Source organism: Rhizobium sp. SSA_523 (assembly GCF_030435705.1).
Taxonomy (GTDB): Bacteria; Pseudomonadota; Alphaproteobacteria; order Rhizobiales; family Rhizobiaceae; genus Neorhizobium.
In genome coordinates, this window is record NZ_CP129381.1 from 335,370 (window position 1) to 359,152 (window position 23,783).

At 62.7% G+C, this 23,783-nt stretch carries 22 protein-coding genes; 11 read left to right on the forward strand and 11 right to left on the reverse strand.

Annotated features, from left to right (window positions below; all coding sequences use genetic code 11):
• Nucleotides 1-76: 76 nt before the first annotated feature.
• From QTJ18_RS02930 to QTJ18_RS02940, 3 genes are all read right to left on the reverse strand, one after another.
• The gene (locus QTJ18_RS02930; protein ID WP_252752124.1) at nt 77-2,734 is read right to left on the reverse strand and encodes a cation-translocating P-type ATPase; all 2,658 of its coding nucleotides are present in this window, start codon (nt 2,732-2,734) and stop codon (nt 77-79) included.
• A gap of 206 nt (nt 2,735-2,940) precedes the next feature.
• Nucleotides 2,941-3,537, reverse strand: coding sequence for a hypothetical protein (locus QTJ18_RS02935; protein ID WP_252752123.1), 597 nt, complete (start codon nt 3,535-3,537; stop codon nt 2,941-2,943).
• Between the two features lie 196 nt (nt 3,538-3,733).
• Entirely contained in the window at nt 3,734-3,931 is a 198-nt protein-coding gene (locus tag QTJ18_RS02940) for a hypothetical protein (RefSeq protein ID WP_252752122.1), read from the reverse strand.
• A gap of 250 nt (nt 3,932-4,181) precedes the next feature.
• Between QTJ18_RS02940 and QTJ18_RS02945 the strand changes: the two genes are divergently transcribed.
• The 6 genes from QTJ18_RS02945 (at nt 4,182) to QTJ18_RS02970 (ending at nt 10,545) form a co-directional block, all read left to right on the forward strand.
• Complete coding sequence (locus QTJ18_RS02945) at nt 4,182-4,751, forward strand: hypothetical protein (RefSeq protein ID WP_301557758.1); 570 nt, start codon at nt 4,182-4,184, stop codon at nt 4,749-4,751.
• Between the two features lie 130 nt (nt 4,752-4,881).
• Nucleotides 4,882-5,274, forward strand: coding sequence for a hypothetical protein (locus QTJ18_RS02950; protein WP_252752120.1), 393 nt, complete (start codon nt 4,882-4,884; stop codon nt 5,272-5,274).
• Between the two features lie 12 nt (nt 5,275-5,286).
• A complete protein-coding gene (locus QTJ18_RS02955; protein ID WP_489667185.1) occupies nt 5,287-5,733 on the forward strand; it encodes a hypothetical protein in 447 nt (148 codons plus the stop codon).
• A 116-nt stretch (nt 5,734-5,849) separates the two neighbouring features.
• Nucleotides 5,850-7,226, forward strand: a complete 1,377-nt coding sequence (locus QTJ18_RS02960; RefSeq protein ID WP_252752119.1) for a sensor histidine kinase — start codon at nt 5,850-5,852, stop codon at nt 7,224-7,226.
• Nucleotides 7,227-7,235: 9 nt separating this feature from the next.
• A complete protein-coding gene (locus QTJ18_RS02965; RefSeq protein ID WP_252752118.1) occupies nt 7,236-7,934 on the forward strand; it encodes a response regulator in 699 nt (232 codons plus the stop codon).
• A gap of 316 nt (nt 7,935-8,250) precedes the next feature.
• Nucleotides 8,251-10,545: an MHYT domain-containing protein gene (locus QTJ18_RS02970; protein ID WP_252752117.1), complete on the forward strand. Its 2,295-nt coding sequence runs from the start codon at nt 8,251-8,253 to the stop codon at nt 10,543-10,545.
• A 187-nt stretch (nt 10,546-10,732) separates the two neighbouring features.
• Here QTJ18_RS02970 and QTJ18_RS02975 read toward each other — a convergent pair whose 3' ends face one another.
• Nucleotides 10,733-11,377 carry a TetR/AcrR family transcriptional regulator gene (locus tag QTJ18_RS02975; RefSeq protein ID WP_252752116.1) on the reverse strand — a complete coding sequence of 215 codons (645 nt, stop codon included), beginning with the start codon at nt 11,375-11,377 and terminating at the stop codon, nt 10,733-10,735.
• Nucleotides 11,378-11,465: 88 nt separating this feature from the next.
• Here QTJ18_RS02975 and QTJ18_RS02980 point away from each other — a divergent pair, with 88 nt between their 5' ends.
• Nucleotides 11,466-12,239 carry an SDR family oxidoreductase gene (locus tag QTJ18_RS02980; RefSeq protein WP_252752115.1) on the forward strand — a complete coding sequence of 258 codons (774 nt, stop codon included), beginning with the start codon at nt 11,466-11,468 and terminating at the stop codon, nt 12,237-12,239.
• Between the two features lie 183 nt (nt 12,240-12,422).
• On the opposite strand, the gene QTJ18_RS02985 is transcribed toward QTJ18_RS02980, so the two are convergent.
• Both QTJ18_RS02985 and QTJ18_RS02990 read right to left on the reverse strand, forming a co-directional pair.
• Nucleotides 12,423-14,285, reverse strand: a complete 1,863-nt coding sequence (locus tag QTJ18_RS02985) for a TPM domain-containing protein (protein ID WP_252752114.1) — start codon at nt 14,283-14,285, stop codon at nt 12,423-12,425.
• 31 nt (nt 14,286-14,316) lie between these two features.
• Entirely contained in the window at nt 14,317-15,189 is an 873-nt protein-coding gene (locus tag QTJ18_RS02990) for a DUF3667 domain-containing protein (RefSeq protein ID WP_252752113.1), read from the reverse strand.
• A gap of 860 nt (nt 15,190-16,049) precedes the next feature.
• Between QTJ18_RS02990 and QTJ18_RS02995 the strand changes: the two genes are divergently transcribed.
• Nucleotides 16,050-16,283: a hypothetical protein gene (locus QTJ18_RS02995; protein WP_252752417.1), complete on the forward strand. Its 234-nt coding sequence runs from the start codon at nt 16,050-16,052 to the stop codon at nt 16,281-16,283.
• A 97-nt stretch (nt 16,284-16,380) separates the two neighbouring features.
• On the forward strand, nt 16,381-16,779 hold the full coding sequence (locus QTJ18_RS03000) for a hypothetical protein (RefSeq protein ID WP_252752112.1): 399 nt from the start codon (nt 16,381-16,383) through the stop codon (nt 16,777-16,779).
• Between the two features lie 34 nt (nt 16,780-16,813).
• On the opposite strand, the gene QTJ18_RS03005 is transcribed toward QTJ18_RS03000, so the two are convergent.
• The 5 genes from QTJ18_RS03005 to QTJ18_RS03025 are packed head-to-tail and all read right to left on the reverse strand — an operon-like array spanning nt 16,814 to nt 22,012.
• Nucleotides 16,814-17,569, reverse strand: coding sequence for an ABC transporter ATP-binding protein (locus QTJ18_RS03005; protein WP_252752111.1), 756 nt, complete (start codon nt 17,567-17,569; stop codon nt 16,814-16,816).
• The gene (locus QTJ18_RS03010; protein ID WP_252752110.1) at nt 17,566-18,420 is read right to left on the reverse strand and encodes an ABC transporter ATP-binding protein; all 855 of its coding nucleotides are present in this window, start codon (nt 18,418-18,420) and stop codon (nt 17,566-17,568) included. Before QTJ18_RS03010 ends, QTJ18_RS03005 begins: the two co-directional genes overlap by 4 nt.
• Nucleotides 18,413-19,327, reverse strand: a complete 915-nt coding sequence (locus QTJ18_RS03015) for an ABC transporter permease (RefSeq protein WP_252752109.1) — start codon at nt 19,325-19,327, stop codon at nt 18,413-18,415. The genes QTJ18_RS03010 and QTJ18_RS03015 overlap by 8 nt, the downstream gene beginning before the upstream one ends.
• Nucleotides 19,328-19,331: 4 nt before the next feature.
• Nucleotides 19,332-20,393 (reverse strand): ABC transporter permease, encoded by a 1,062-nt coding sequence (locus QTJ18_RS03020; RefSeq protein ID WP_252752108.1) that lies wholly within the window; start codon nt 20,391-20,393, stop codon nt 19,332-19,334.
• Between the two features lie 23 nt (nt 20,394-20,416).
• Nucleotides 20,417-22,012 carry an ABC transporter substrate-binding protein gene (locus tag QTJ18_RS03025; RefSeq protein WP_252752107.1) on the reverse strand — a complete coding sequence of 532 codons (1,596 nt, stop codon included), beginning with the start codon at nt 22,010-22,012 and terminating at the stop codon, nt 20,417-20,419.
• A gap of 128 nt (nt 22,013-22,140) precedes the next feature.
• Here QTJ18_RS03025 and QTJ18_RS03030 point away from each other — a divergent pair, with 128 nt between their 5' ends.
• Nucleotides 22,141-22,851 (forward strand): GntR family transcriptional regulator, encoded by a 711-nt coding sequence (locus tag QTJ18_RS03030; protein ID WP_252752106.1) that lies wholly within the window; start codon nt 22,141-22,143, stop codon nt 22,849-22,851.
• Between the two features lies 1 nt (nt 22,852).
• Nucleotides 22,853-23,773: a dihydrodipicolinate synthase family protein gene (locus tag QTJ18_RS03035; RefSeq protein ID WP_252752105.1), complete on the forward strand. Its 921-nt coding sequence runs from the start codon at nt 22,853-22,855 to the stop codon at nt 23,771-23,773.
• Nucleotides 23,774-23,783: the final 10 nt, after the last annotated feature.

Consider the following 23,783-nt stretch of genomic DNA (forward strand, 5'->3'; position numbering starts at 1 on the left):
CCCCCTTGCGCGCCCGCCGCAGAAAGGCAGCGGCAGTTCGATCACCGGCGGAGCAGCCAGTCGCCATTCCCGGCCATCAGTGGTGGCGTCGCCAGAGCCATTTCTCGATCTCCGTCACCGCCAGCAGCGAAGCGGCGAGGAGGAGGAGAACCAGCCATTCTGCCGGCGTGACCGGCGAAAGTTGCAGCGTATCCCTCAGCCAGGGAATGTATGTTGCTGCGAGGTGCAAGGTCTGCGACGCGCAGATGGCAAGGACGAGGAACGGGTTGCGGAAGATCGAGTTCTGGAAGACGGAATGCCTTTCGGACCGGCAGGCAAGCGTCTGCACGTTCTCGAACAGCACGAACAGCATCAGGAGGAGATTGCGCGCTGAGGCAAGTTCGTAACCCTGCGCCAGCAGAAACGAGAAGACGGCAAAGCCGCCGCCACCGATCACCAGGGTGGACTGGATGATGCGCCGTATCATCAAACGGTCGAAGATCGGCTCCTGCGGACGTCTTGCCGGCCGCGTTAATTCGTCGCCTTCCGGTTTTTCGCCGGCAAGGGCGACATCCTGGATGCCGTTCGTCACGAGGTTCAGCCAGAGGAGTTGTACGGGCAGTAGCGGCATCGGCAGGCCGAGCGGAATGGCCAGCAGGAAGATCAGCATCTCGGCGGCTCCGGTCGCCGTCAGCATCAGAATGACCTTGCGGATATTCGAATAGGCAGTGCGGCCCTCGCTGATCCCGCTGACGATCGAGGCAAAATTATCGTCGGAAATGACGATATCGGCGCTCTCCTTCGCGACATCGGTGCCCTTCATGCCCATGGCGACGCCCACATGGGCGTGCTTCAGGGCCGGCGCATCATTGACGCCATCCCCGGTTACCGCCACGAAGTGCCCGTTGCGCGCCATGGACAGAACGATCAAAAGCTTTTGGGCGGGTGCAACGCGGGCATAGATGCGAACCCGGCGGGTCAGTGCATCCAGGGCCTGCTCGCCGGCGGCCACGGCCTTTTCAACCGTTGCGCCGGTCGCGATCTGGTCCGGCCTGACGGTCAGCCCGGCGCGTGCCGCAATCGCTGCGGCGGTCTTCGGATCGTCGCCTGTCACCATGGCCACCTCGATGCCGGCCGCGCGGCATTGACGGATGGCGGGCGGCACTTCCGGCCGAATGGGATCCTGCATGCCGGCAAGGCCAAGGAAAACGAGATCGATGAGATGGTGATGGGCGAAAGCCTCGGCCTTCCCGCTGCTGATCTCGCCTTCGGCAAAGGCGAGCACTCTGAGCCCGCGCGCTGCCATATCTTCCTTTTGCATGAGAAGCGTCTCGCGCGCGATCGGCGCGATGCGGTCGCCCAGGTCCATGCGGTCCGCCATGTCGATCAGCGTCTCGGCCGAACCCTTGACAAAGATGCGGATCCGCTCGCCCCTTCGGTGGAAGGAAGCCGCGTATTTCAGATCCGGTTCATAGGGAATGCGTTTGATAAGCGGGTAATCGTCGCTGATGCGGTCCTGCTCCAGGCCGGCTTTGCGCGCCGCGGCCAGAAGCGCGATATCAACGGTATCGCCAATGCCTTTCCAGCCGTCCTCGTCCTTCGAAAGTGCCGCTTCATTCGGCAACGAGGCGGCGCGAAGCAGGCGAGAGGCACGCTGTCTCGCTTCATTGGGTTCGATATCCGGTCCATGCAGCGCACAGGCATCGAGATCAGCCCCCGCTTCGACGAGAATATCTGTGCCGTCGGGCAGGCGGATATCCGTCACGGTCAGTTCGTTCAGGGTCAGCGTGCCCGTCTTGTCGGTCGCGATCATGGTGCAGGAGCCAAGCGATTCCACCGCCGGCATATGCCGCACGATAACATTGCGCCTCGCCATACGGCGCATGCTGATCGCCAGCGCCACCGAGATCGCGATAGGCAGCCCCTCGGGAATGGCACTGACGGCCAGCCCGACGGCCATCAGGAACAGTTCGTTCCAGTGCATCCCTCGCATCAGCCCGATCACCGCAAGAGCCAGAGCGGCGAGACCGACCGACCAGGCGACGATGTTGGAGAAATGCGCGAGCCGGATCATCAGCGGCGGCTGGGACATCGATGCCTTGCCGATCTCGGCGGCGATCACTCCGATCTGCGTGGATAATCCGGTATGGGTCACGATGCCCCTGCCGCGGCCACGGGTGACAAGCGTGCCGGCAAAGGCGCTGTCCGTCCTGGATGCATCGGACTCTGTCGAACGCGTCGACGCAACCCGCTTGCGCACCGGCTTGAATTCGCCTGACAGGAGGGATTCATCGCACAGAAGATCGTTCGCCTCGACCAGACTGAGATCGGCCGGCACCCGCGCTCCTGCTTCGATCGTCACGAGGTCGCCGGGCACCAGGAGGCGCGCTTCGATATCCTGCAGCCTGCCATCCCGGATCACCGTGGCATGCGGCTGTTCAAGCCCGCGCAATGCCGCGGCCGCCCGTCCAGCCGAATATTCCTGGCCGCAACCGATCATGCCGTTCAGCAAAAGCACGACGCCGATGAAGATGGCATCTTCCACCTCGCCGAGGAAGAGCGAGACCGCCGCGGCAACCAGGAGGATGTAGATGAGCGGGCTCTTGAACTGCCGGAGAAATGTCGAGACGAGTGAGGCGGCCTTGGGCTCGGGCAGGCGATTTTCCCCGATGCGCTGGAGGCGCTCGATCGCTTGTGCCTCGGTCAGGCCGGTGGCGGCGGCGCCTGGCGGCGAGGCCTGGTCAAGCATCGTCATGACGCATCCCCCGGGCCAGGGCCGCGGCCGGGCTCTTCTGGCGATGCGGGCGCAAAGGGTTGTGCGCTGAAAACCGGGATGACTGTGGCTTTGATCGATCGCGACATGAAGGGCTCTTCCATCGGAAAGCCCGGAGCTTAGTCGAATATCGCAGTCGCCTAATTGACGTCAGTCAATGTCGGATCCGAATCCCCCGGCCTTGGGCGTCAATCCCGGCCCAAGCCGAACCGGTCGAAATCGGCTGCGGTCGCGGCGCGATTGATGATCGTCCTGCCGCGCCTGTCGCGCATGATATAGCGCCCATTGACGAGCTGCTCGCGAATTCCATTGGCATGCCGCACCTCGCCCGACCCGCGGGTATCCTGTGCCCGCGAACGCGGCTCATTGCCGTTCCGGCCGCGCGACCCGGCATTGCCATTGTTCGATCCCGAACGGCCGGAGCTATTATTGCCGCTGGATGATGCGCCATTGCCGGAATTTCCGTTGCCCGAATTGCCGTTGCCGCCACCGTTGCCGCCACCGTTGCCGCCACCGTTGCTGCCACCGTTGCCGCCACCGTTGCCGCCGCCGTTGCCGCCGCCGTTGCCGCCGCCGTTGCCGCCGCCATTGCCGCCACCATTGCCACCGCCATTGCCGCCACCATTGCCGCCGCCGTTACCACCGCCATTGCCGCCACCGTTACCACCGCCATTGCCGCCGCCATTGCCTTGCGCGAATGCCATGTCAGGCTTGGTCACAGGGGAAGAGGCCAGCGCGAATGCCGCCACTGTTGTGACAATGAGCTGCCGGCGATTGAGCAACATGGCCTCCATCGGTTGGACGTGATCGGTCTGCCTCTTGAGAACGCGACCTAATAATGTTCCGTTGCATGCGTCAATTACGAGACTTCAACCGATGGGCGAAGGGCGCCATTGGCCTGAAGCGGCGGGCGTGGATCTTGATTTCGCCGGTCGACGAAACAGCTCCGGCAGCACGGCTTGCTGCCTTCGCTCTCCTTGTTTAACGGCCTGAGCGACCAACTGGATCCCCGGCCAAAGCGAGACGTCCTGTCGCATTCTGCGCATGAGCGGCGGCGGGCTCGCGGCCGGTCTCGCGAGAGGCCAACGCCCCGGCACCAATCCCGGCCGACATCAGGCCTGTGGTCAGCACGAGCATGACGATGAGTATCCAGCGGGCTTCGTAAACGCTTCTGTCCATGTCCTTTATCCTGTGTGCGTTGCGTTGCGGTCGTGTCGGCGGTGCAACCCTTGTTCGCGCCGCCTGTTCCGTGGGAAGGCCTAAGGGCCAGGGCCGCCCGGACCTCTGTCGAGACCGGCTTGGACGAAGGTCCGATGGCCGCTCCGACTGAGGCCCCGCACCTGGAACGGCCTGCGATTCCAAGGGTTGTCCGGTTGGCTTCCACGAAGCTCACGGACTTAAAACTCTGAGGAAACGCAAGGAGATAGATATGACGCTCGCTAGAACGGCAGCTTTCGCTGCAGTACTTTTCGCCGGCACCACGCTCACCGCATTCGCCCAGACCAGCAGCACCGTCGGCACCGGAGGAACCAGCGCAGGCGGCGGCACGTCCAGCAGCACGATCGGCACTGGCGGCTCGTCAGCCGGCACCGATTGCCCGGCCGGCAGCACCAATTGCGGCGCGGGCTCGGCCTCTACCCTCGGCACGGGCGGTTCTTCTGCCGGTGGCGGCACATCCAGCAGTTCGGTCGGCACCGGCGGCTCGGCCGCAGGCTCGGGTAGCGGCTCGGGTTCGGCCTCCACGCTCGGCACCGGCGGCACCTCTGCGGGCGGCGGCACATCCAGCAGCTCGGTCGGCACCGGCGGTTCCGCCGCAGGCACAGGCAGCGGTTCGGGCTCGTCGTCGACGCTTGGCACGGGCGGCAGCTCTGCCGGTGGGGGCACATCCGGCAGCAGTGTCGGTACGGGATCGAGCGCCGCGGGTGCGGCCCAGGACGACATGAGCAACAAGGATTGTCCTCCCGGCCAGTCGAAGAAGAGCGGCGGCAAGTGCTCTTGAACCGAGATGCGGTGAATTGATGTGCCGGTAAAGACATGCCGGTAAAGACATGCCGGTGAATTGACATGCCGGTGAATTGACATGCCGGCCGCAGCCTTCCTGCGGCCGGCTTCCCCAGGGAGGAATTGAGATGATGTCTTCACGACGAAGTTTTGCCGGTCTTCCGGCCGGCGTCCTGATCGCTCTGGCCACCATGGTTCCGACATTCCACGCCGCTTCGGCGGAAACCACGGAAACCCTGCAGGACGGGACGCGGTGTAGCGTGATCACCGGACAAACAGACAGCGGGAGCGGTGTCTCGACACAGGTCACGGCCGGAGGCGGTACGGTGAGCTCCTCCACCAGCATCGGCAAGGCCGGCAATACCGGCCAGACGGCCTCATCGGGAGCGGCTGCGAGCAGTTCCTCGTCCAGCACGGGCAGCGCGCAGGCCATTTCCTCGACAAGCATGACCCGTTCCGACGGATCCGTCGTCACCCGCAGCTCCGACGGCAGCTGTGTCATCACCAGACCTGCGAAGTAAGGAGAAACGAAGATGAGAATGAACCTCGTATCCGCAAGCCTTGCGGCAATGCTATCGCTCGGCGCGCCCGCTGCCGTGCTTGCCCAGGATTGCAATTCCGCGGGAACTGTCGGAACCGGCGGCAGCGCTGCCGCCGGCGGCACATCGGCCAGCACGCTCGGAACCGCCGGCGCCTGTGCAACCGATAGCGGCACATCCGCCTCTATTGCTTCGGGCGGCAGCGCTGCCGCGGCCGACGGCACGGCGAAAAGCCAGACCAGGGTCAACGAGAACCCCAATCAGCTGAAGACGCAGTCCCGGGCCCAGGCCATGGATCAGGGGACCTTCAGCAAGTCGCAAACGAAGACGCGCGTCAAGGGTGACGAACTGGAGAGCAAGACGCGGACCATGTCGCATGTGCCGGGTCAGAAACCGGTCAAAAGCACTACGGAAACAGGGGTCACCCTTCCGCAGCAGTGATGGGGACCAGGCAGCAGGTAGAGAGATCCGTCCCCTTTGCCGGGTCTCTCCGTCATTGAAGATGACACCTGCTGACATATCTTGTCCGATGATATGGATCAGGCGTGACATCAATCGTGCAAATCTTAGTCCAGCGGTTCAACTCCCTGTCCCTCGCCCGGCAGTTCCTTCTGGCGGGCGGGGCCGTCACGCTTCTGGGCATGCTGGCAATTGGCGCTTTCGTGACGGAACTGATCGAGAAGGCCGTCACCCGCAATGCCGCGGCCAGCACGGCTCTTTATGTCGACAGCATCATCGCGCCTGTCCTGCCTGACATGACGACGACCGAGCGTCTGGACGAAAGCGTCGAGCGCGCTCTCGACGAGACGCTGGGGCAGGGGGCGCTTGGCCGGCGCCTCGTCGCCTTTCGTCTCTGGCGTGGCGACGGCACGGTGCTCTACTCCAACGACAAGACGCTGATGGGCCAGGTCATTCCGGTCGGAGAAGACCTGCGCGCCGCCTTTGCCGGGCAGATGGTCTCCGAATTCGAGATCGATGACGATGAGCACGCCGCAAGCGCCGTTATCGGGCATCAGCCGCTTCTGGAAATCTACAATCCCATTCTGCAGCCCTGGTCGGGCGAGGTGGTGGCCGTCGCCGAATTTTATGAAGTGGCGGAGGGGTTGGAGAGAGATCTGGCGGAAGCACGGCTGAAAAGCTGGCTTGCCGTGGCACTCGTCACGCTCGGCTTCTACCTCCTGCTGTCGGTGATCGTCTTCAGGGGAAGCCGGACGATCGATGCGCAGAAGCTACAGCTTGAAACGCAGATTGCGGAACTGCGCCAGCTTCTCGATCAGAACCAGAAGCTCAGTTCGCGGGTGCGCCAGGCCGCCCAGCGCGCGGTCGATCTCAACGAGCGCTTCCTGCGCCGGATCGCCGCCGATCTGCATGACGGCCCGGCACAGCTCATCGGTTACGCTTCCCTGCGGATCGACAGCAAGTCCATCACCGATGTGACGGTGCCCGCGGCGGATCGGGGGCGGGAGGTTCAACTCATCAAAAGCAGCCTTGACGAGGCCATGGGGGAGATCCGCAACATCTGCCAGGGTCTGGTTCTGCCGGAAATCGAAGCGCTTTCGACCGAGCAGGTGATCCGACGCGTGGTCCAGGGCCACGAGCGGCGGACAGGATGCCCGGTCGCTCTCGAGCTTGAGGGATCGCGCGCCGACTTGCCGCTTGGCGTGAAGATCTGCCTCTATCGTTTCGTCCAGGAAGGGCTTCACAATTCCTGGCGCCATGCCGGAGGCCGCGGCCAGTCGGTCCGGCAACTTAATCAGGACGACACCGTTATTGTGCAGGTTGGTGACAGCGGCGGCGGATTTGATCCTTCCGCCATCGGGAGCGACAGCCTGGGACTGTCGGGGCTGAGAGAGCGGATCGAAAGTCTCGGCGGACAATTGTCCATCGAGACGGGGCCGCGCGGAACGGTTCTGACGATGATTTGGAAAGTATGAGGAGACACTATGGGCGCGCCATTATCGATCGCTGTCGTGGACGATCATCCGCTGTTTCGGGAAGGGGTGGGCCGCAGCCTTGAAGAACGCGGCTGTTCGATCATCGCCGAGGGTGCGTCGGCCGACGAGGCAGTGCGCATTGTTGCCGATTACGAGCCGGATATCCTGTTGCTCGACGTTTCCCTCCCCGGCGGCGGGCTGCGCGCGCTGGAAGAGATACGCGAGCGGCAGCCCGAGCAGAAAGTGGTGATGCTGACCGTGTCGGAACAGAGCGACGATGTTCTGCAGGCCCTGAAACTCGGCGCGCAGGGCTATGTCTTGAAAGGGATCGGCTCTGCAGCTCTCGCCGATGTGCTGGCCACCGTGTCTTCCGGCGCCCGCTATGTGGCGCCATCGCTGAGCGCCGATCTGCTGGCGCGCCGCGCCGAGGTGAAGCAGGCAGGCGAACGCCCCCAGCCCGATACAAGCGGACTGACGGAGCGAGAGCAGGATGTCATGATCCACCTCTCACAAGGTCTCAGCAACAAGATGATCGCCCGCAAGCTCGGCCTGCAGGAGAAGACCATCAAACATCATATCACGCGGATTTTCGACAAGCTGTCGGTCAGCAACCGGACGGAAGCGGCGCTTGTCTGGCGGCAACGGCATCCGGAGCCGCCGGCTATTGCCGCCCTGGCACCCTCTGCACCGCGAACGCTGACGATCTGAAGGCAGAGAGGAGGATCCGGGGCGCAACCGTTCGGGCGGTTGCGAGGTTCGGCTGGCAGTTCCTGGCGTTCGCGGGGGTGACGTTGCGACCGCCGGACTTTAGTCCCTCGAGGAGGGACCAAAGTCCATGAAACACAGCGGAAAAGGGTCGCCATCGCCATTTTTCCTCCACGTCTCGACCGTTTCCGACACTCGCGCGCCTATCCGCGCGGCTGCGTCGTCTATCGGCTGTTGACACGATGCAGCCTCGGACGCATTGACTGTTGAGGAAACCGCCCGCTTCTGTTTTACGGCTTCGGGGCGGAGTGGAGGATGCATGGCGGACGGGGCACTGGGAAGTCATAACAGTCTTCTGATGATACTCGCTGTGCTCGTCGCCATCGCAGCGTCCTATACGGCTCTCGATCTTGCGCAACGCATCAGCGCGGCACCGACAAAGCTCGGATCCACTGCCTGGCTGGCGACGGCGGCCGTCTGCATGGGCGGCGGCATCTGGTCGATGCACTTCATCGCCATGCTGGCCTATAGTGTCTCGGATGCGGCCATAGCCTATGATCCCTTCCTGACCTTGTTGTCGCTGCTGATCGCCGTTCTGGCCACGGGCGGCGGCTTTGCCGTGGTGTCGAGGCCGTCGACCGGCCCCATGGCGCTCATTCTGAGCGGCCTCTTCATGGGGGGCGGCGTCCTTGCCATGCACTATATCGGCATGGCGGCCATGCGGCTGAATGCGACGCTCTCCTATGCTGCCGGCTGGGTCGCCGTGTCCGCCTTCATCGCGATCGGCGCGGCCATCGCCGCCCTGTGGCTCGCATTTCGCGGCGGCGGCGTCGCGCAGAAGGGCTTGTCTGCGCTGGCCATGGGTCTGGCAATTTCCGGCATGCACTTTGCCGGCATGCGGGCAGCCTCCTTCGGCGCACATCAAGGCCCGATCGGCAGTGAGGGTCCCGCCGGCGTGGATCAGGGGAGCCTGGCACTCTCTGTCGCAGCCATCACCTTTCTCATTCTGCTTGCGGCCATTGTGGCGGCCATGTTCGATCGGCGCTTCGCGGCACTTGCCACCAAGGAAGCGCTCGCGCTGAAGCGCAGCGAAGAGCAGTTCAGGCTGATGTATCGCCGGACGCCCCTGCCGCTCCACTCTCTCGACGAAGAGGGGCAGATCGAGGATGTCAGCGATGCCTGGCTTTCGCTTCTCGGTTATGACCGCGCCGCCGTGATCGGCCGGCCGCTGATCAATTTCATGACGGAAGCCTCCGCAAGGCAGCGGGTGAAGGACTGGCAGACCTTGCGGGAACTGGGCGAGCTTCGCGAACAGGAGTATCGGCTGGTAACCCGCAGCGGCGAATTCATCGACGTATTGTCGACATCGAGGATCGAGCGCGACCAGGATGGCCGTTTTCTGCGCGCGGTCGGCGGGCTCGTGGATGTCACCGCGCGGCGCAAGGCGGAAGAGGCGCTGCGCCAGGCCCAGAAGATGGAGGCGGTCGGTCAGCTGACCGGTGGCATCGCCCATGACTTCAACAATGTTCTCGCCATCATTCTCGGCAGCCTGGAAATGATCCGGAAGCGCGTTCCAGAGGATCCGCGGGTGATCCGCATGGTCGACAATGCGCTGGAGGGTGCCAAGCGCGGCGCAGCGCTCACGCAGCGCATGCTTTCCTTCGCGCGCCGGCAGAGCCTCATGCCGCAGGCGGTGGACCCGCTGTCGCTCGTCGAGGGCATGCGCGACATGCTGGAAAAATCGCTCGGGCCGCGCCTGTCTCTTCTGGTGCAGGTGCCGCCCGGACTGGCGCCGGTGCAGGCCGATCCGCACCAGCTGGAAATGGCGCTGCTCAATCTCGTCGTCAATGCGCGGGATGCGATGGAGGACGGTTTCATCACCATCACCTCCGAGCCGGACAGAAAGCTGCCGGCGCGGCTGGGAAAGGGGCGGTTCGCCTGCCTCAGTGTCATCGACCAGGGAACCGGCATGGACGAGGAGACGCTTTCACGGGCGCAGGAGCCATTTTTCACCACCAAGGGCGTCGGGCAGGGGACCGGGCTCGGCCTCTCGATGGTGAGCGGCTTTGCCGAACAGTCGGGCGGGATGATCGACATTAGAAGCCGGGTGGGAGAGGGGACCAGGGTCGACATCTGGCTCCCGCTCGCGGCAGAGGATGCGCTGCCCGACGACATGGGGGCCACTGCGCCGGACCGGCCGGACCAGCCTTTGCAGAACAGGACTGTTCTCGTCGTCGACGACGAGCCGCTTATCCTCATGACAACGGCTGCGACCCTGCGGGAAGCCGGCGCCAGGGTTCTCTCTGCCGCGACGGCGATGGAAGCCCTGGAGGTGGTGCGGCGCAATCCCGGCATCTCCTGCGTACTGACAGATTATGCCATGCCGGGCATGACAGGCGCGCAATTGGCGGCGGCAATCCGGGTTAAGCTGCCGGGACTTCCGGTCATCATCGCGACAGGGTACGCGGACGTGCCGGAAGAGATCTCCGGCTATGGCAGATTGCAGAAGCCCTTTACGGAGGCCGATCTCCTGGAAACGATCGCCGTCGCGGTAGCGCCTCTGACGGCCGATATCATCCCCTTTCCGCCGCAGGCGCAGCCCGGCACGGACTAGAGCATCGGAAAAAACCGTGGATGCGCTTCTTCGCAAAAGACCGATTCAATAAATAAAAACTCCGTAGCGCCGGGCCGTATCCGACTACTCGCCCGACGCTATAGCGGCGGCTCGGCCGCAGAGGGTTCCTCGGCCAGCAGATGGCCTGGGGAACTTCACCTCATCAGGCCATCTGCCTTTCGGGCCGTCACGCCTTTCCAGCCGGCGATGCGTCGGTATCGGCCTTTCGCCCCGGCCAGGCCCTCAATGCAATATCGATCAGTCGCTTAAGCCGTTCATTGCAGGCACCGTCACAGGCCTGGGCGGACATGCCCTGAATAACTGCACCGTAAAAGCGCGCAAGCGTGTCGGTATCGGTTTGCGCCGGCAGTTCATCCTCCTGGATCGCGCGGTCGAAGCGTGCCTTGAGGGTCTGGATCGAACTTTCCCGCAGGTCCGCCGTCATCCGCGCCACGGAGGCATTTTCCTCCGCATGCTGCAGGACTGCCGTCGAGACCATGCAGCCCCGCGGCTTGTCCGGCTGCGTGTCGCCATCGGCAATGTCGTAGAGATACAGGCGCAGCGCCTCCCAGATGGGACGGGATGAATGCAGGATCTCCGAGCGGCGCGCGGTTTCGCGTGCGATGCTGAAGTTGAGCGCCTGGCGGTATAGTTCCTCCTTCGATCCGAACATCGAATAGAGGGTCGGCGGATTGATGCCCATGGCCTTGGTCAGGTCGGCAGTCGACGTTCCTTCATAGCCGCGCTCCCAGAACAGCCGGGACGCGATATCGAGGCCCACATCGCGGTCGAGCGCGCGCGGTCTGCCCCGTTTGCGAACTGGATCGGACATTTAAATAGTGATCCCTATTAAATTGTTGACACTGGGGTTTCACGCATTAATATAGAGATCACTATTTAATTTCGCAACGGAGTGACCCATGACCAAGAGACTGAGCAACAAGACCGCCCTCATCACCGGCAGTTCCCGCGGCATCGGCCGGGCGGTCGCGCTTGCCTTTGCGAGAGATGGCGCAGCGTTCATCGGCGTGCATTACAGCGAGAATGCCAAGGCGGCCGAAGCGACCGTGCGCGACATCGAGGCCCTCGGGGTGAAGGCGGTGGCGGTGAAGGCGGAACTGCGGCAGGGCAAGGCGGCGGCAGACAGCATCTGGTCGCAGTTCAGCGAGGCGGCGCGGCGCGAAACCGGGACGGATGGGCTGGATATTCTGGTGAACAATGCCGGCATTGCGCCGGCCCTGCCCCTCAGCCAGACGAGCGAGGACGTGTTCGACGATGTCATGACGATCAACTACAAGGCGCCGTTCTTCCTGATACAGGCGGTGGCCAATCATATTCGAGACAACGGCCGGATCATCAACATTTCGACCGGTTTCACGCGCATCGCCGCACCCACCCATCCCGCCTATGCGGCGTCCAAGGGCGCGCTGGAGACACTGACGCTGGCGCTGGCGCCTGACTTTGCCGGGCGCGGGATCACCGTCAATGCCGTGCTGCCGGGCGTGACCGCAACGGATATGAATGCCGAATGGCTGTCCTCGCCTGATGCGCGCGCCGGCGCAGAAGCGCTTTCCGTCTTCTCGCGCGTTGGTCAGCCGGAAGACGTTGCCGATGTCATCGCCTTCCTCGCTTCCAACGATGCCCGCTGGACAACGGGCCAGATGATCGACGCGACAGGCGGCGCAAGGATCTGAGAAAAGCCCGGGCTCGCACCCCCCGTTTCCGTCTCACTTCCCCTCTCGCTTCCGCTCTGGCTTTCTCTCGCACCATGCCCCGCGCTGTTTCGCGTGGGGCACAGCGCGGGCAGGATCTTCGAGGCCTGACCTCTCTCGGCGCGACCCTCTGGGCCGGGCCGGCAAGGTCCGGTCCCTCGACGCCTACTGCAGCAGATCGTAGCTGATGAGATCGAGCTGCGGCGCACCTGTCCGCAGAACGGTATCGCGCGCGACAAAGGAATAGCGGCGCCCTTCTTGCAGGGGAACCGGCATCAGCGTCTCCAGATCGCGATTGACGTAGAGGACGATATCTTTCCCGTCAGGGGTGCGGACCTGCATGGCTGGGCCGACATGACGGGACCGAGGCTCGTTCACCATGAGTGTGCGGTCTGTCGGATCGGGCGCGGTGGTCATCAGCGTGGCGTCCAGCCGGAGCAGCTTGTTTTCAACCGGATCCCTGGCGGGATCATAGGGTGTGGTCGCCTTGGCCCGTTGCTCGAACATTTTTTCATCCGCAGCCTGATAGGCCGCGAAATCCGGGTAACGGATCACCCAGTCCAGCGACTTTGCCTGGCTCATTACCCGGTAGGCGGCTCCCGCGATGGTGGAACTCACGCGCTGTGGCTGGCCGCCGCCTTCGACGATCTTGAGAAAATCGGCAAGGCGTTTGCGCGGCGAGGGGTCGTTCTCGAACAGCACCCGAAGGCCCGGCCCCAGAGACAGGCCAACCTTCTTCTGGTTTGGCGCGACGACAAGCACAGCGCCGTTGCCGACGTCCATCTTCCCGACCCGCATCTGCCGCATGAAATCAAGGGCGAACTGGTCGGGATCCCGTTCCTGGAGATCCTTGGTGACGACGGTCACCACTTCGACATTCGCCGCCGCCGCGAACTGGTAAGCCGTCTCTTGCAGCTTCTCGCGGACGGCAGGATCGAACACGCCCACATCATCGTAGACGAAGCGGTCGAATTTCGATGGTGTGGCCTCGGCCTGCAGGCGCGGGATTTGGTCGAGAACGGCAGGGCCGGGTTTCGCCGCACCGCTCCCCGCACCCGGGATCACGATATCGAGCGGTCCTGGAATGTCCGGCATGGGGGTAGATGTGACATTGGCAGGCGCAGCACCCTGACCCGTCGCCGCCGAGCCTGGGGGAGCCTCCTGCGGCGGCGCCTTTGGCAGGGCCGGCCGGCTGGGTTCAACGCTTGCCACAGCCACAGTCTCCTCGCCGCAGTCCTGCTGCTGCTGCCGGCAGGATTCCATCCAGCCGGCCTGCAGCGCCTTCAAACGCTTCGCCTGGCCGGGATGGGTCGGGCCATCGGCGAGCGGGATCAGGGTTGCGATTGCCTTGCGCGCCTGCGGCAAGCTTGCGCCCATCTTGAACAGGACAAAGCCGGAGAACTTATCGGCTTCAAGTTCGGTCGGTGGCTGGCTGCCGCCCGGCATCAGCGTGTGGCCGGACAGGTGATGTCCGATTTCATGGGCCAGAATGGACGTGCCGGGCCAGCCATCCTCTCCGGTGGCTTGGGCAACCTCTCGCATGAAGGCGCGGCTATAGGCGATCACCCGCCTGGGTATCCTGTCCTCCCCCAGCACGATGATCGCGGCTGCATTGGGAACATCGCTCTCCATGATGGTGAAGTTCTGCGGCAGGCCGGTGAAGCGCATGATCCTGTCGACGGTCGCCTTGCCCTCCGCGCTATCGGGGCTCTGCTGCGGCTGGGGCCTTACCGTCAGAGCCTTTCCGTCATAGGAACATGCCTGCAGCATTGCCGAAAGCTCTGTCGTCAACTCCTCCTCGTTCGGCGGCTTTTTGGTTTCAGCCTTGGCCTTTTCGGACGGTGGAGGGATCTGCGCTTGTGCGACCAGGGTTCCTTCTTCCATTTGCCGCAGCTTTGAAAAAATCGGCGCGCAGATTGCACTGTCGTCCCGCGTCGGCCAAAGGCTGGCAGGGGCGGCGGCGTCAGCGCCCTGAGGGAGGAAGAGTGCGCCGGCAAGGCCGGCTCCCATCAGAACAATGGCTTTCATGGAGTTTTCCTATCGTTCGTATCGACCTCGATCAGGACAATTGGGCCATCACGATCCGGATGACCGCCCGCGCGTAAAGGTAGAAAAGTCCTTCTTTCGCGACGTAGAAAACAGCCGCACCAAGCGCGGGCCACCACCATTGTTGCCGCCAATTGATGGCGAAAAACTGACCAAACGCAAGAAACACGATGGCTGCTTCGACCCAGCCCATATAGGTTGCGGAGGCTGCGCGATGGGCAGCGACTGCCTCCGGCGAGCTATGCCAGAGAAGCGGCGTGAGGTTGACGATGCTGGCAACGAGAATGACGAAATGGGTATAGGTGGCGAGCACCAGATGTTCCACCATGTTGAACCCGCCTCGAAACCAGAAGACAGTATTCGAAGCAATCAGAACAGCCACGATGCCGAGCGAGAAGGACCACTTGGAATAGGTGCGGACCAGTTCGATCGCTTTGCTCAGCGTCTCGTCGTCCGTGCCGAGATAGTCCGTTCGTGCAATGACAAGCAGGAGCACGACGATTGCGGCAAGCAGGAGCTTGAGGGGATGGGTGTGGTTCTTTCGCTGGCCGAAGACGAATTCCCGAGCCACCACGCCAGGTCGCAGCATGACCTTCACCGCTGATTTGACGAGCCCTCCCTCGAACCAGCGAAGCTTTTCCCAGGCCTCCTCGCGCAGGTGCCGGCTGCTGAGCCGCGATACCTTCTTCTGCCCGCAGGCATGGCAATAGTCATCCACGAGGCCGGTACCGCAATTGCGGCAGACCGGAAGATCGAAAAGGGCCTGGCTGATCTTTTCCGTGCGTATCCTTGCTGCGGCTTCTGCTTCAGCCTCAGCCTCAGCCTCGGCCTTGATGTCAGGAAAGGCACCGGTCTTCGCCGCCGGGCGGGGAGATTGCTCATTCACGCGATGCTACTCCCGGCGCTTTTCCCAGCGGGGCGCCCAATGGTGGCCTTCTGGTAACACAATTTTCCTGCATGCGGACGGCGCGCTTCGCGCATGACGCTCCGGGGGCCTCATCATCCCCGTCCTGCATGCAGCGCCTCCCGAATGCCCACAGGCGTTTGACCATCAAGCTCTCCCGAACGACCTCTTCAGGTTATCGGGCGCTTGGCCTTCGTTTCAAGGGCAGTGTCGCATGCGGGGCGCCGGCGTCAGGGCTTCCGGTCGCGCCATGCTGTCGGGGGAGGAAAGCCGCTTATCAGTGCAGGAGCAAGGTGTGACGCATGCTTTCGCGCAGGGCTTGGTCCAAGCCTTCTGTCATTGGTCAGCAATAACAGTGTCATCGGCAAAGCGGAACGGTGATTGGAAAGTTTTTGCACTGTCTGCGGCCGACAGGGCGCTGAGGGAATTGCAAGAGAAGGGAGCCGTCCGCGGCTATTTCTTCTTCTCCTGATCGTGATGCCACTTGATGGCGTAGAACATGCCCGTGCCCAGCACAAGCAGCTTGAACGGGAAGAACACGATCGGAAACCAATCCCACATTTGGATACTACCCTGGCTATGACGATGGTGTCAGCGCTACCGCAAAACCGTAGATGCCTACATGGGCCATGTTGCCGCAGATTCTGCGCCGCATCGAATTCTGCGCCGGCTCAATTCGCCTTGCCACCGGCAGGACATATGCTACAGCGGACACGGCACTGCCCGATCCCCAGCGGCACCTCATGAGCACCGGCGGACCTTCACGGGTTTGACCGGGACACTTTGCAGTCTCGGGGCTCGATGGATCAGCAAACACGGCAGAGCGAATGAAACAGGAGCAGATATTGAACGAACCGACCGTTGCAGAGGCCACAGATCAGATCTATGCGTCGCTTCAAGCCGATAATGCCGATCTTGACCAGCACATCGCGACCCTACGGGCAGCCCTGGCCCGGGCCGGCTCGAAGGAGGCTGTCTTCGATCCGGCAAAGCTGGTGCAGAACAACCGGTCCGGCAGAAAGCTGATGCAGGCCTATTTCCGGCAGCGCGGCGTGACGGTGACGTTTAAAGCCTGAGCGGCCAGAAGCCGTCGGGCGAGCGCTGATCGTAAGGCCGGCGCTTTGCGGCCGGCAAGGCGGGTCCGGCGCATCGGAGCTGAAGGAAGGAAGAGACATGTCGATATCCGTTCAGAAGACCATTCCCGCCGCGCGCATGCGCCAGTTCAACCAGATGGTTGAGCGCTGGCTGGAGGAAGGCCCGATCAAGCTCGCGACGAATGCGACGATCACGGCGCTGGACAATGCCGATATCCCGAAGGCCGAGCAGGCCGCCATCATCGAGGACAGGGATATCATCATGAAGCACAACATGCGTCTCGGCCTTATCAGCGAGATCTTCGCGCCGGCCATCGAGAAGGCCGTCAAGGCCTCTCGATCAGGGAGCGAGGCGCAGGACGAGATTGCCCGGCTGATCGTGACCGCCGTCGGTATTCGTCAAGACGATGAGAGCGAGCTCGTCACTTTCAATTTTCTGACGCAAAGCGAGGCAGACGCCTTCAATGCAGCGGCTTAGGCAGGCGTTTCAGCCTGTCGATCGCCTGGATGCCTTAGGCGGCAACATAGCCCCGGCTGCCGTCGCGCAGCATGCGCGTATAGGGATGGGTTATCCTGCCTTCCACGAGCTGTTGTCTGTCGGCGATTTCAACGAAAGTCCCATGTTGCATGACAGCGATATGGTCGCACAGATGCGCCACCACTGCGAGGTCGTGGCTCACCAGGATATAGGTGAGTTTCTCCCGTTCGCGGAGGTCTTTCAGCAGGTTGAGAATTTCGGCCTGGATGGAGACGTCGAGGGCCGAGGTCGGTTCGTCCAGCAAGAGAATGCGCGGCTCCAGAATGAGCGCGCGGGCAATGGCGACGCGCTGTCGCTGGCCGCCTGAGAGCTGGTGCGGATAGCGATAGCGGAAAGCAATGGGCAGACCGACATCGGTCAGAACCTTTTCGATCCTTTCCTGCCGCTGCCCGATGCCATTGATCTCCAGGGGTTCGAGAAGCGTCCGCCCGATCGTGTGCCGCGGATGGATGGAGCCGAACGGGTCCTGGAAGACCATCTGCTGGAGCGCCAGCTGCGAGCGTGTCCGCCTGCGGCCAATGTCTTCGCCGTTAATGGTCATCCGGCCGGTCCACTGCTTGTTGCGGCCGGCAAGCGCACCGAGGATCGTGGATTTGCCGCAACCGCTTTCTCCGACCAGGCCGAAGCTCTCACCTTCGGCGACCTGGAAGCTGACGCCTTTGACGATCTGGATTTCGGAATCCTTCGAGCCGTAGGAAACGGTGAGGTTGTCGACGTCGATCATGGTCATGCGGTGGTCTCCAGCCATGCCGGATCGCGCTTGAGCACATCCAGGCGGTCACGGGGATGGTCGAGGCTCGGCAGGGCGTTCAACAACCCTCTTGTATAGGGATGCCGGGCCTCTCCCAGATCCCGGGCGGCGATCTGTTCGACGATCTGTCCGGCATACATGATGATCACCCGGTCGCAGAAGGTCCGGACAAGATTGAGGTCGTGCGAGATGAAGATCAGGCCGATATTGCGTTCCGTTACCAGCTCGTCGAGGATGGCTAGAACCTCCTGGCGCACCGTCACGTCGAGCGCCGAGGTCGGCTCGTCGGCGATGATCAGCGAGGGCGAGGCGATCAGCATCATGGAGATCATGATACGCTGCCCCATGCCGCCGGAGACTTCGTGGGGATAGAGAGTGTAGACCCGCTCGGGATCGCGGATCTTGACCCGCTCCAGCATGGTAAGAGTTCGCTGTCTTGCGTTGCGTTTCGTCACCTTTTCATGCAGCAGGACGGTCTCGGAAATCTGCTCGCCAACGCTCATCACCGGGTTGAGGGAGTATTTCGGATCCTGCAGGATCATGGCCATGCGGCGCCCGCGGATGGAGAGCATGTCCTTTTCCGAAGCAGCGAGCAGGTCTACGTCCTCGAACCGCATGTGATCGGCGCGCACCACCGCCTGCGGCGGCTGAAGGCGCATCAGGGCGCGCCCGGTGGTGCTCTTGCCGGAGCCGGATTCGCCGATGATGCCGACTTTTTCCCGACCGACGGTGAAGCTGACATTGCGCACCGCCTGGACGACGCCCGACAGGGTCGGGAACTCGACCGACATATTTTCGACGGACAGGATCGGTTTTGATGTGTCAGGCATTGCGGGGATCCAGAATGTCTCTCAGGCCATCGCCGAGCAGGTTGAAAGCGAGACTGACGGTCAGAATGGCGATGCCGGGGAAGGTGGTCAGCCACCAGGCATCCAGGAGATATTGGCGGCCGGAGGCGGCCATCGCTCCCCATTCCGCCATGGGCGGCTGCGCGCCGAGGCCGAGAAAGCCCAATCCGGCCGCCGTCAGGATGATGCTCGACATGTTGAGCGTCAGGCGAACGATGATCGACGGCGCGCAGAGCGGCACGATGTGACGCCACAGGATGCGCATCATGCCGGCGCCCTGCAGTTCTGCCGCCACGACGAAATCGGCATTGCGGAAGGTCAATGTCTCCGCGCGGGCCAGGCGCGCGACCGGCGGCCAGACCGTCAGGGCGATGGCGATCACGGCATTTTCGATGCCGGGCCCGAGGCTGGCGGAGAAGGCGAGCGCCAGGACAAGGCTGGGAAAGGACAGGAAGATGTCGGTGATGCGCATCAAAACCGTATCGACCCAGCCGCCGAGATAGCCGGCCGTTGCACCGACGACGAAGCCGATCGGGGCGACGATGACGGTGACGAGAATGCTGATGTAGAGCGTCGTGCGCGCGCCGTAGATCAGCCGTGCATAGACATCCCGTCCGAATTCGTCGGTTCCGAACCAATGGGCAGCGGACGGCGCCTGCAACGCCATCGCAAGGTCCTGGGCATAGGGATCATGCGTGGTGATGACAGGCGCCAGCGTGGCGATAACGACCAGCAGCACGACGATCATCAGACCCAGGAAGGCGAGAGGATTGGCCAGCAGGTTCAGCCAGCCGACGTAATAGGTGTGCAGCCGCGCCTGGCGGGTCGAGGTGAAATCCTCGCTGATCAGCCAGTTGTGCAGGGCGGCGAAAGATCCGGTCTTGCTCATGATGTTACCGTGTTCTCGGGTCGATGAAGCGGTAGACGATATCCGACAGAAGATTGATCGCGATCGAGATGATGCCGATCAGGAGCACGCTGCCGAGAACGGCATTCATGTCGGCGAAGAAGAGGGCCGACGTCAGATACTGCCCCAGTCCCGGCCAGGCGAAGACGGTTTCGATCAGGACCGTGCCGTCGAGCAGGCCGCAATAAGCCAGCGCCACGACCGTCAGCAGCTGCACCCGGATATTGCGGAAGGCATGGCGCCAGACAACCGTATGCTGGCTGATGCCCTTTGCGCGGGCCGTCAGGATATATTCCTGCCGCAGCTGCTCGAGCATGAAGCTGCGGCTCATGCGGCTGAGATAGGCCATGGCGGCGTAGCCGAGAATGATGGCGGGAGCGGCGACGTGGTGCAGGGCGCTGAGGAAGACGTCCCATTCGCCGGCGATCAGGGAATCGAGCAGCAGCGAGCCGGTCGGCCCTTCGACGAGGCCCTCATTATAGATATCAATGCGTCCGCCGCCAGGGATCAGGCCGAACTGCGCGTAGAAGATCAGGATGACGATTGTGCCGAGCCAGAAGATCGGGGTGGAATAGCCGAGCAGACCCACGACGCGTCCCAGATGATCCACCCAGGTTCCCTTGCGCACGGCCGAGATTACTCCGAGCGGCACGCCAAGCCCGGCGCCGATCAGCGTTGCAAGTGTTGCAAGCTCCATGGTTGCCGGGAAGACCCTCGCCAGATCGCTCGCGACCGAGTTCTTGGTTATATGCGACTGCCCGAAGTCGAGATGCACGATATTGCTGAGATAGGTGCCGAACTGGACGATAAGCGGCTTGTCGAGGCCCATCTCCTTATAGACGCGCTCATAGGTTGCCTGATCCGCCTGATCTCCAATCGCGGCAATGACCGGGTCTGCCGGCACCAGCCGCCCGATCGCGAAGGTGATCACGAGCAGGCCGAAGAGGGTGGTCAGGATCACGGCGAAGGATGTGGCGATCTTCCGGGAGCCGGACAACAGCTTGCTGCTGCCCGGCCCCGCTGCCACGGTCGTTTGGGAGGTGGTCAATGTCGGCATCCTCTGTCAGGCAATCATTCGCCCTTGGTCACTGTGTCCCAGCGGGTGAGCCAGGTGGAGTGGCCGAGATAGCCCTTCACGACACCGCGGACGGCCTTGGCATCCGTGCGCTGGAAGGAGGTGATGAGGGGCGGAGAGGATTCCAGATAGGCGCGGTTGATGCTCTCATAGAGCGCGGCGCGCTTGGCCTTGTCCGTTTCATGCGCGGCGGCGGTCACCATCTCCTGAATTTCGGCTGGGACATCCCAGGCTGTGCGCCAGGCAAGAAGTCCGGTCAGCTTGGCGGCGTCCGCATTGTCGCGATTGGTCGCATAGGACGCCAGCACGGCATGCGGATCAGGAAGACGCTCGCCAGAGCGGGCCGAGAACAGTTCGAAGGCGCGCTCGCGGAACTTGCCGATATGATCGCCGCCCTGCAGGTCGAGCTTGATGCCGGCCTTCGCGGCATTGGCCTGAAGCGACTGCGCCACTTCATATTCCGGCGTCACCGGCGTGGCATAATAGACCTTGGAAAAGCCATCCGGATAGCCGGCTTCGGCCAGCAGCTGCTTGGCTTTGTCGATATCCAGCTTGTAGGGGTTTTCCGTCAATGCGCCAGGCAGACCGGCAGGAATGATCGTCTGCTGCTTGATGCCGTAATATTTCATGACGGTACCGGCGAGCCCATCATAATCGATGAGATAGCGGAAGGCCTCCCGGACCTTGGGATTGCCGAGGATCTCATCCTTCTGGTTCAATGCCAGATAGTAGAAGCCAAAGCCGGGCGTCTTCTGGATCGTGACATCATCCTTGGCGTCGAGCGCCGCGAGATCGGTCGACGACAGGCGTGTCGCGACATCCAGGTCGCCGGCCTCGATCTGCAAGCGCTGGGCCGAGGATTCCGGCAAGTGGCGCATCAAAACGCGGCGCATGGCGGGCGCGCCCTGCCAGTAGTCCTTGAAGGCGTCGGCAATCAGCAGCTCGTTTGCACGCCAGGTGCGCAGGGAATAGGGGCCGGAGCCGGCATCGGCGGTCTGCAGATATTCGCGTCCCATATCGCCATTCTTGTCCTTGTCGGCCAGGAATGCGCTGTCGAGGATGGATGTCGAAAAACTTGCGAGCGACAGCAGGATGAGGTCGGCATTCCACAGTTCAGGCGTCTTCAGTTCGAGCGTCTGGTCGTCCGTTGCGCGGATCAGCGTGTCGACATTATCGGCACTGAAGCCCCACTGACGAAGATCGGTCGAGGGTGCCAGGCCGAGCTTCACCAGGCGACGCAGGGACCACTCGACATCCTTGGCGGTGAGCGTATTGCCGGAATGGAAGGTGACGCCCGACCTGATTTTGAATGTGAAGGTCTTGCCGTCGTCGGACACGGTCCAGCTTTCGGCCAGGCCCGGCTCGGGGCTGGCGATATTGTCCGCCGGCAGGACGATCAGGCGCTCGTAGAGATTGGCAACGACTTCCGCCGATTCGAGCTGGTTGAGCTCGTGCGGGTCGAGACCGCGCATGGACGACATGTTGACAGCAATGACGAACTGATCGCCGGGCGTTGCGGCCATGGCAAAATTCGGCGCCGATGCAGCGAGCACGAGGGCGCTGGCGAGGGTCATGAATTCACGTCTTAACATGGGATTTTTCCTCCGTTGAGGCTCCTCAACCTCTTTTTGCCGACGCAACTTTTCGTATCGACATCAATGTGAAATCTGGTATATCAGATCTCACATCATGATTTGCGCGTCAACAGGATTTTGCAGAGATGGTTCAGGGGCACAGCCAGACAGATCTTGACGGACGGATTACGCGACTTGATCCCGCGCTGCAGGTCACGGTGCGTGATCATGTTCACCGCAACCTTCGGGCAGCGATCATTGCCGGCAAGTTCGCGCCGGATGAAAAGGTCAATGAGCGGCAACTGGCCGAACAGTTCGGAGTGAGCACGACGCCGATCAAGGAGGCTTTGCGGCAGCTGGAATCGGAGGGTCTCGTCGAGGCTCTGCCGCGACGCGGCGTGATCATCCGTTTCAACATGGGCTGGGCCGAGGAGATGATCCTGGCACGCGCTGCGCTGGAATCGATGATCGGCCATCTGGCGGCAAAGCGTGTCTCGGACGAGGCCTGCCGGGCGATCGAGGCGACGGTGCGTCTGATGGAGACGGCAACCGTATCCGGAAATGCCGATGAGCTGATCGCGCTCAACGAGAGCTTTCACGAGCAGATCCACCGCGCCTCCCGCTGCGACTATCTGGCCCGGCTGATCGAGCGCCAGCAATTCTACGATGCCAGCATTCGCCGGGTCATTCATTCGGATCCGGCGGAACGCGAAAGGGCCCTTGGAGAACATCGAGACATCGCCCAGGCGATTGTCGAGAAGAATGCGGACCGTGCGGAGCGCTGCATGCGCGACCATGTGGTCCGCTCCGGCGACATCTATCTGTCGATTGTATTTGGGAAGAAAGAGGAAGAGTGACGTGAGTGCAAAACTAGAGGCCGTCAGAAAGGCGCTGACCGGGATATCAGGGGTTCCGGTAACTCCCTACACCAAGGATGGGAGCATCGACCCGGTCAAGCTTGACGGGCTCATCAGGAAGATGGCGGCCGCCAAGGTCCATAATCTGATGGCGGCCGGCAATACCGGCGAATTCTTCACGTTGACTTTGGACGAAATCCGCCTGGTTCATCGCACCACGATCAAGGCCGCCGACGGCAAGGCGCTGGTCAGCGCCGCCGTCGGCCGCTCGCTTGCCGATGCCAAGGCGCTGGCCTCGGACGCGATTGCAGCGGGTGCCGATGCCATCATGGGGCACCACCCGATGGACCCCTTTGCCGGTCCCTCGTACCAGGCGCGGTATTTCCTCGATCTTGCCGATTTCTGCAGCGTGCCGGTGATTGCCTATGTCCGCGGCGACGGGCTTTCGGTTGCCGATTTCCGCCAGATGGCGCTCCACCCCAATATTGCCGGCATCAAATTCGCCTCGCCGAACCTCATGCTGCTTGCCGACGTCATCCGCTCCACCAGGGATGCGCCGGCCATCTGGGTTTGCGGGCTGGCCGAAGGCTGGGCGCCGGCCTTCTACGCGACCGGCGCGCGCGGCTTCACCTCGGGCCTCGTCAATGTCTTCCCGGAACGCTCCCACGCCATTCATGCCGCTCTGGAGAGCGGCGACTATGCGCGGGCACGCGGCCTCATCGATGGGATTGCCGAATTCGAGGCGCTGCGCACCAAATATAACAATGGCGCCAATGTCACGGTGGTGAAGGAAGCGCTCGCCATGCTGGGCACGGAAGTTGGACCGGTTCGCATTCCGGGTGTGGTTGCTCTCAACGATGAAGAGCGGACGATCCTGCGCGGGGTCGTCGATCGCGTGACCGCCGAAACGCGTGCGGCCTGACGGAGCAAGA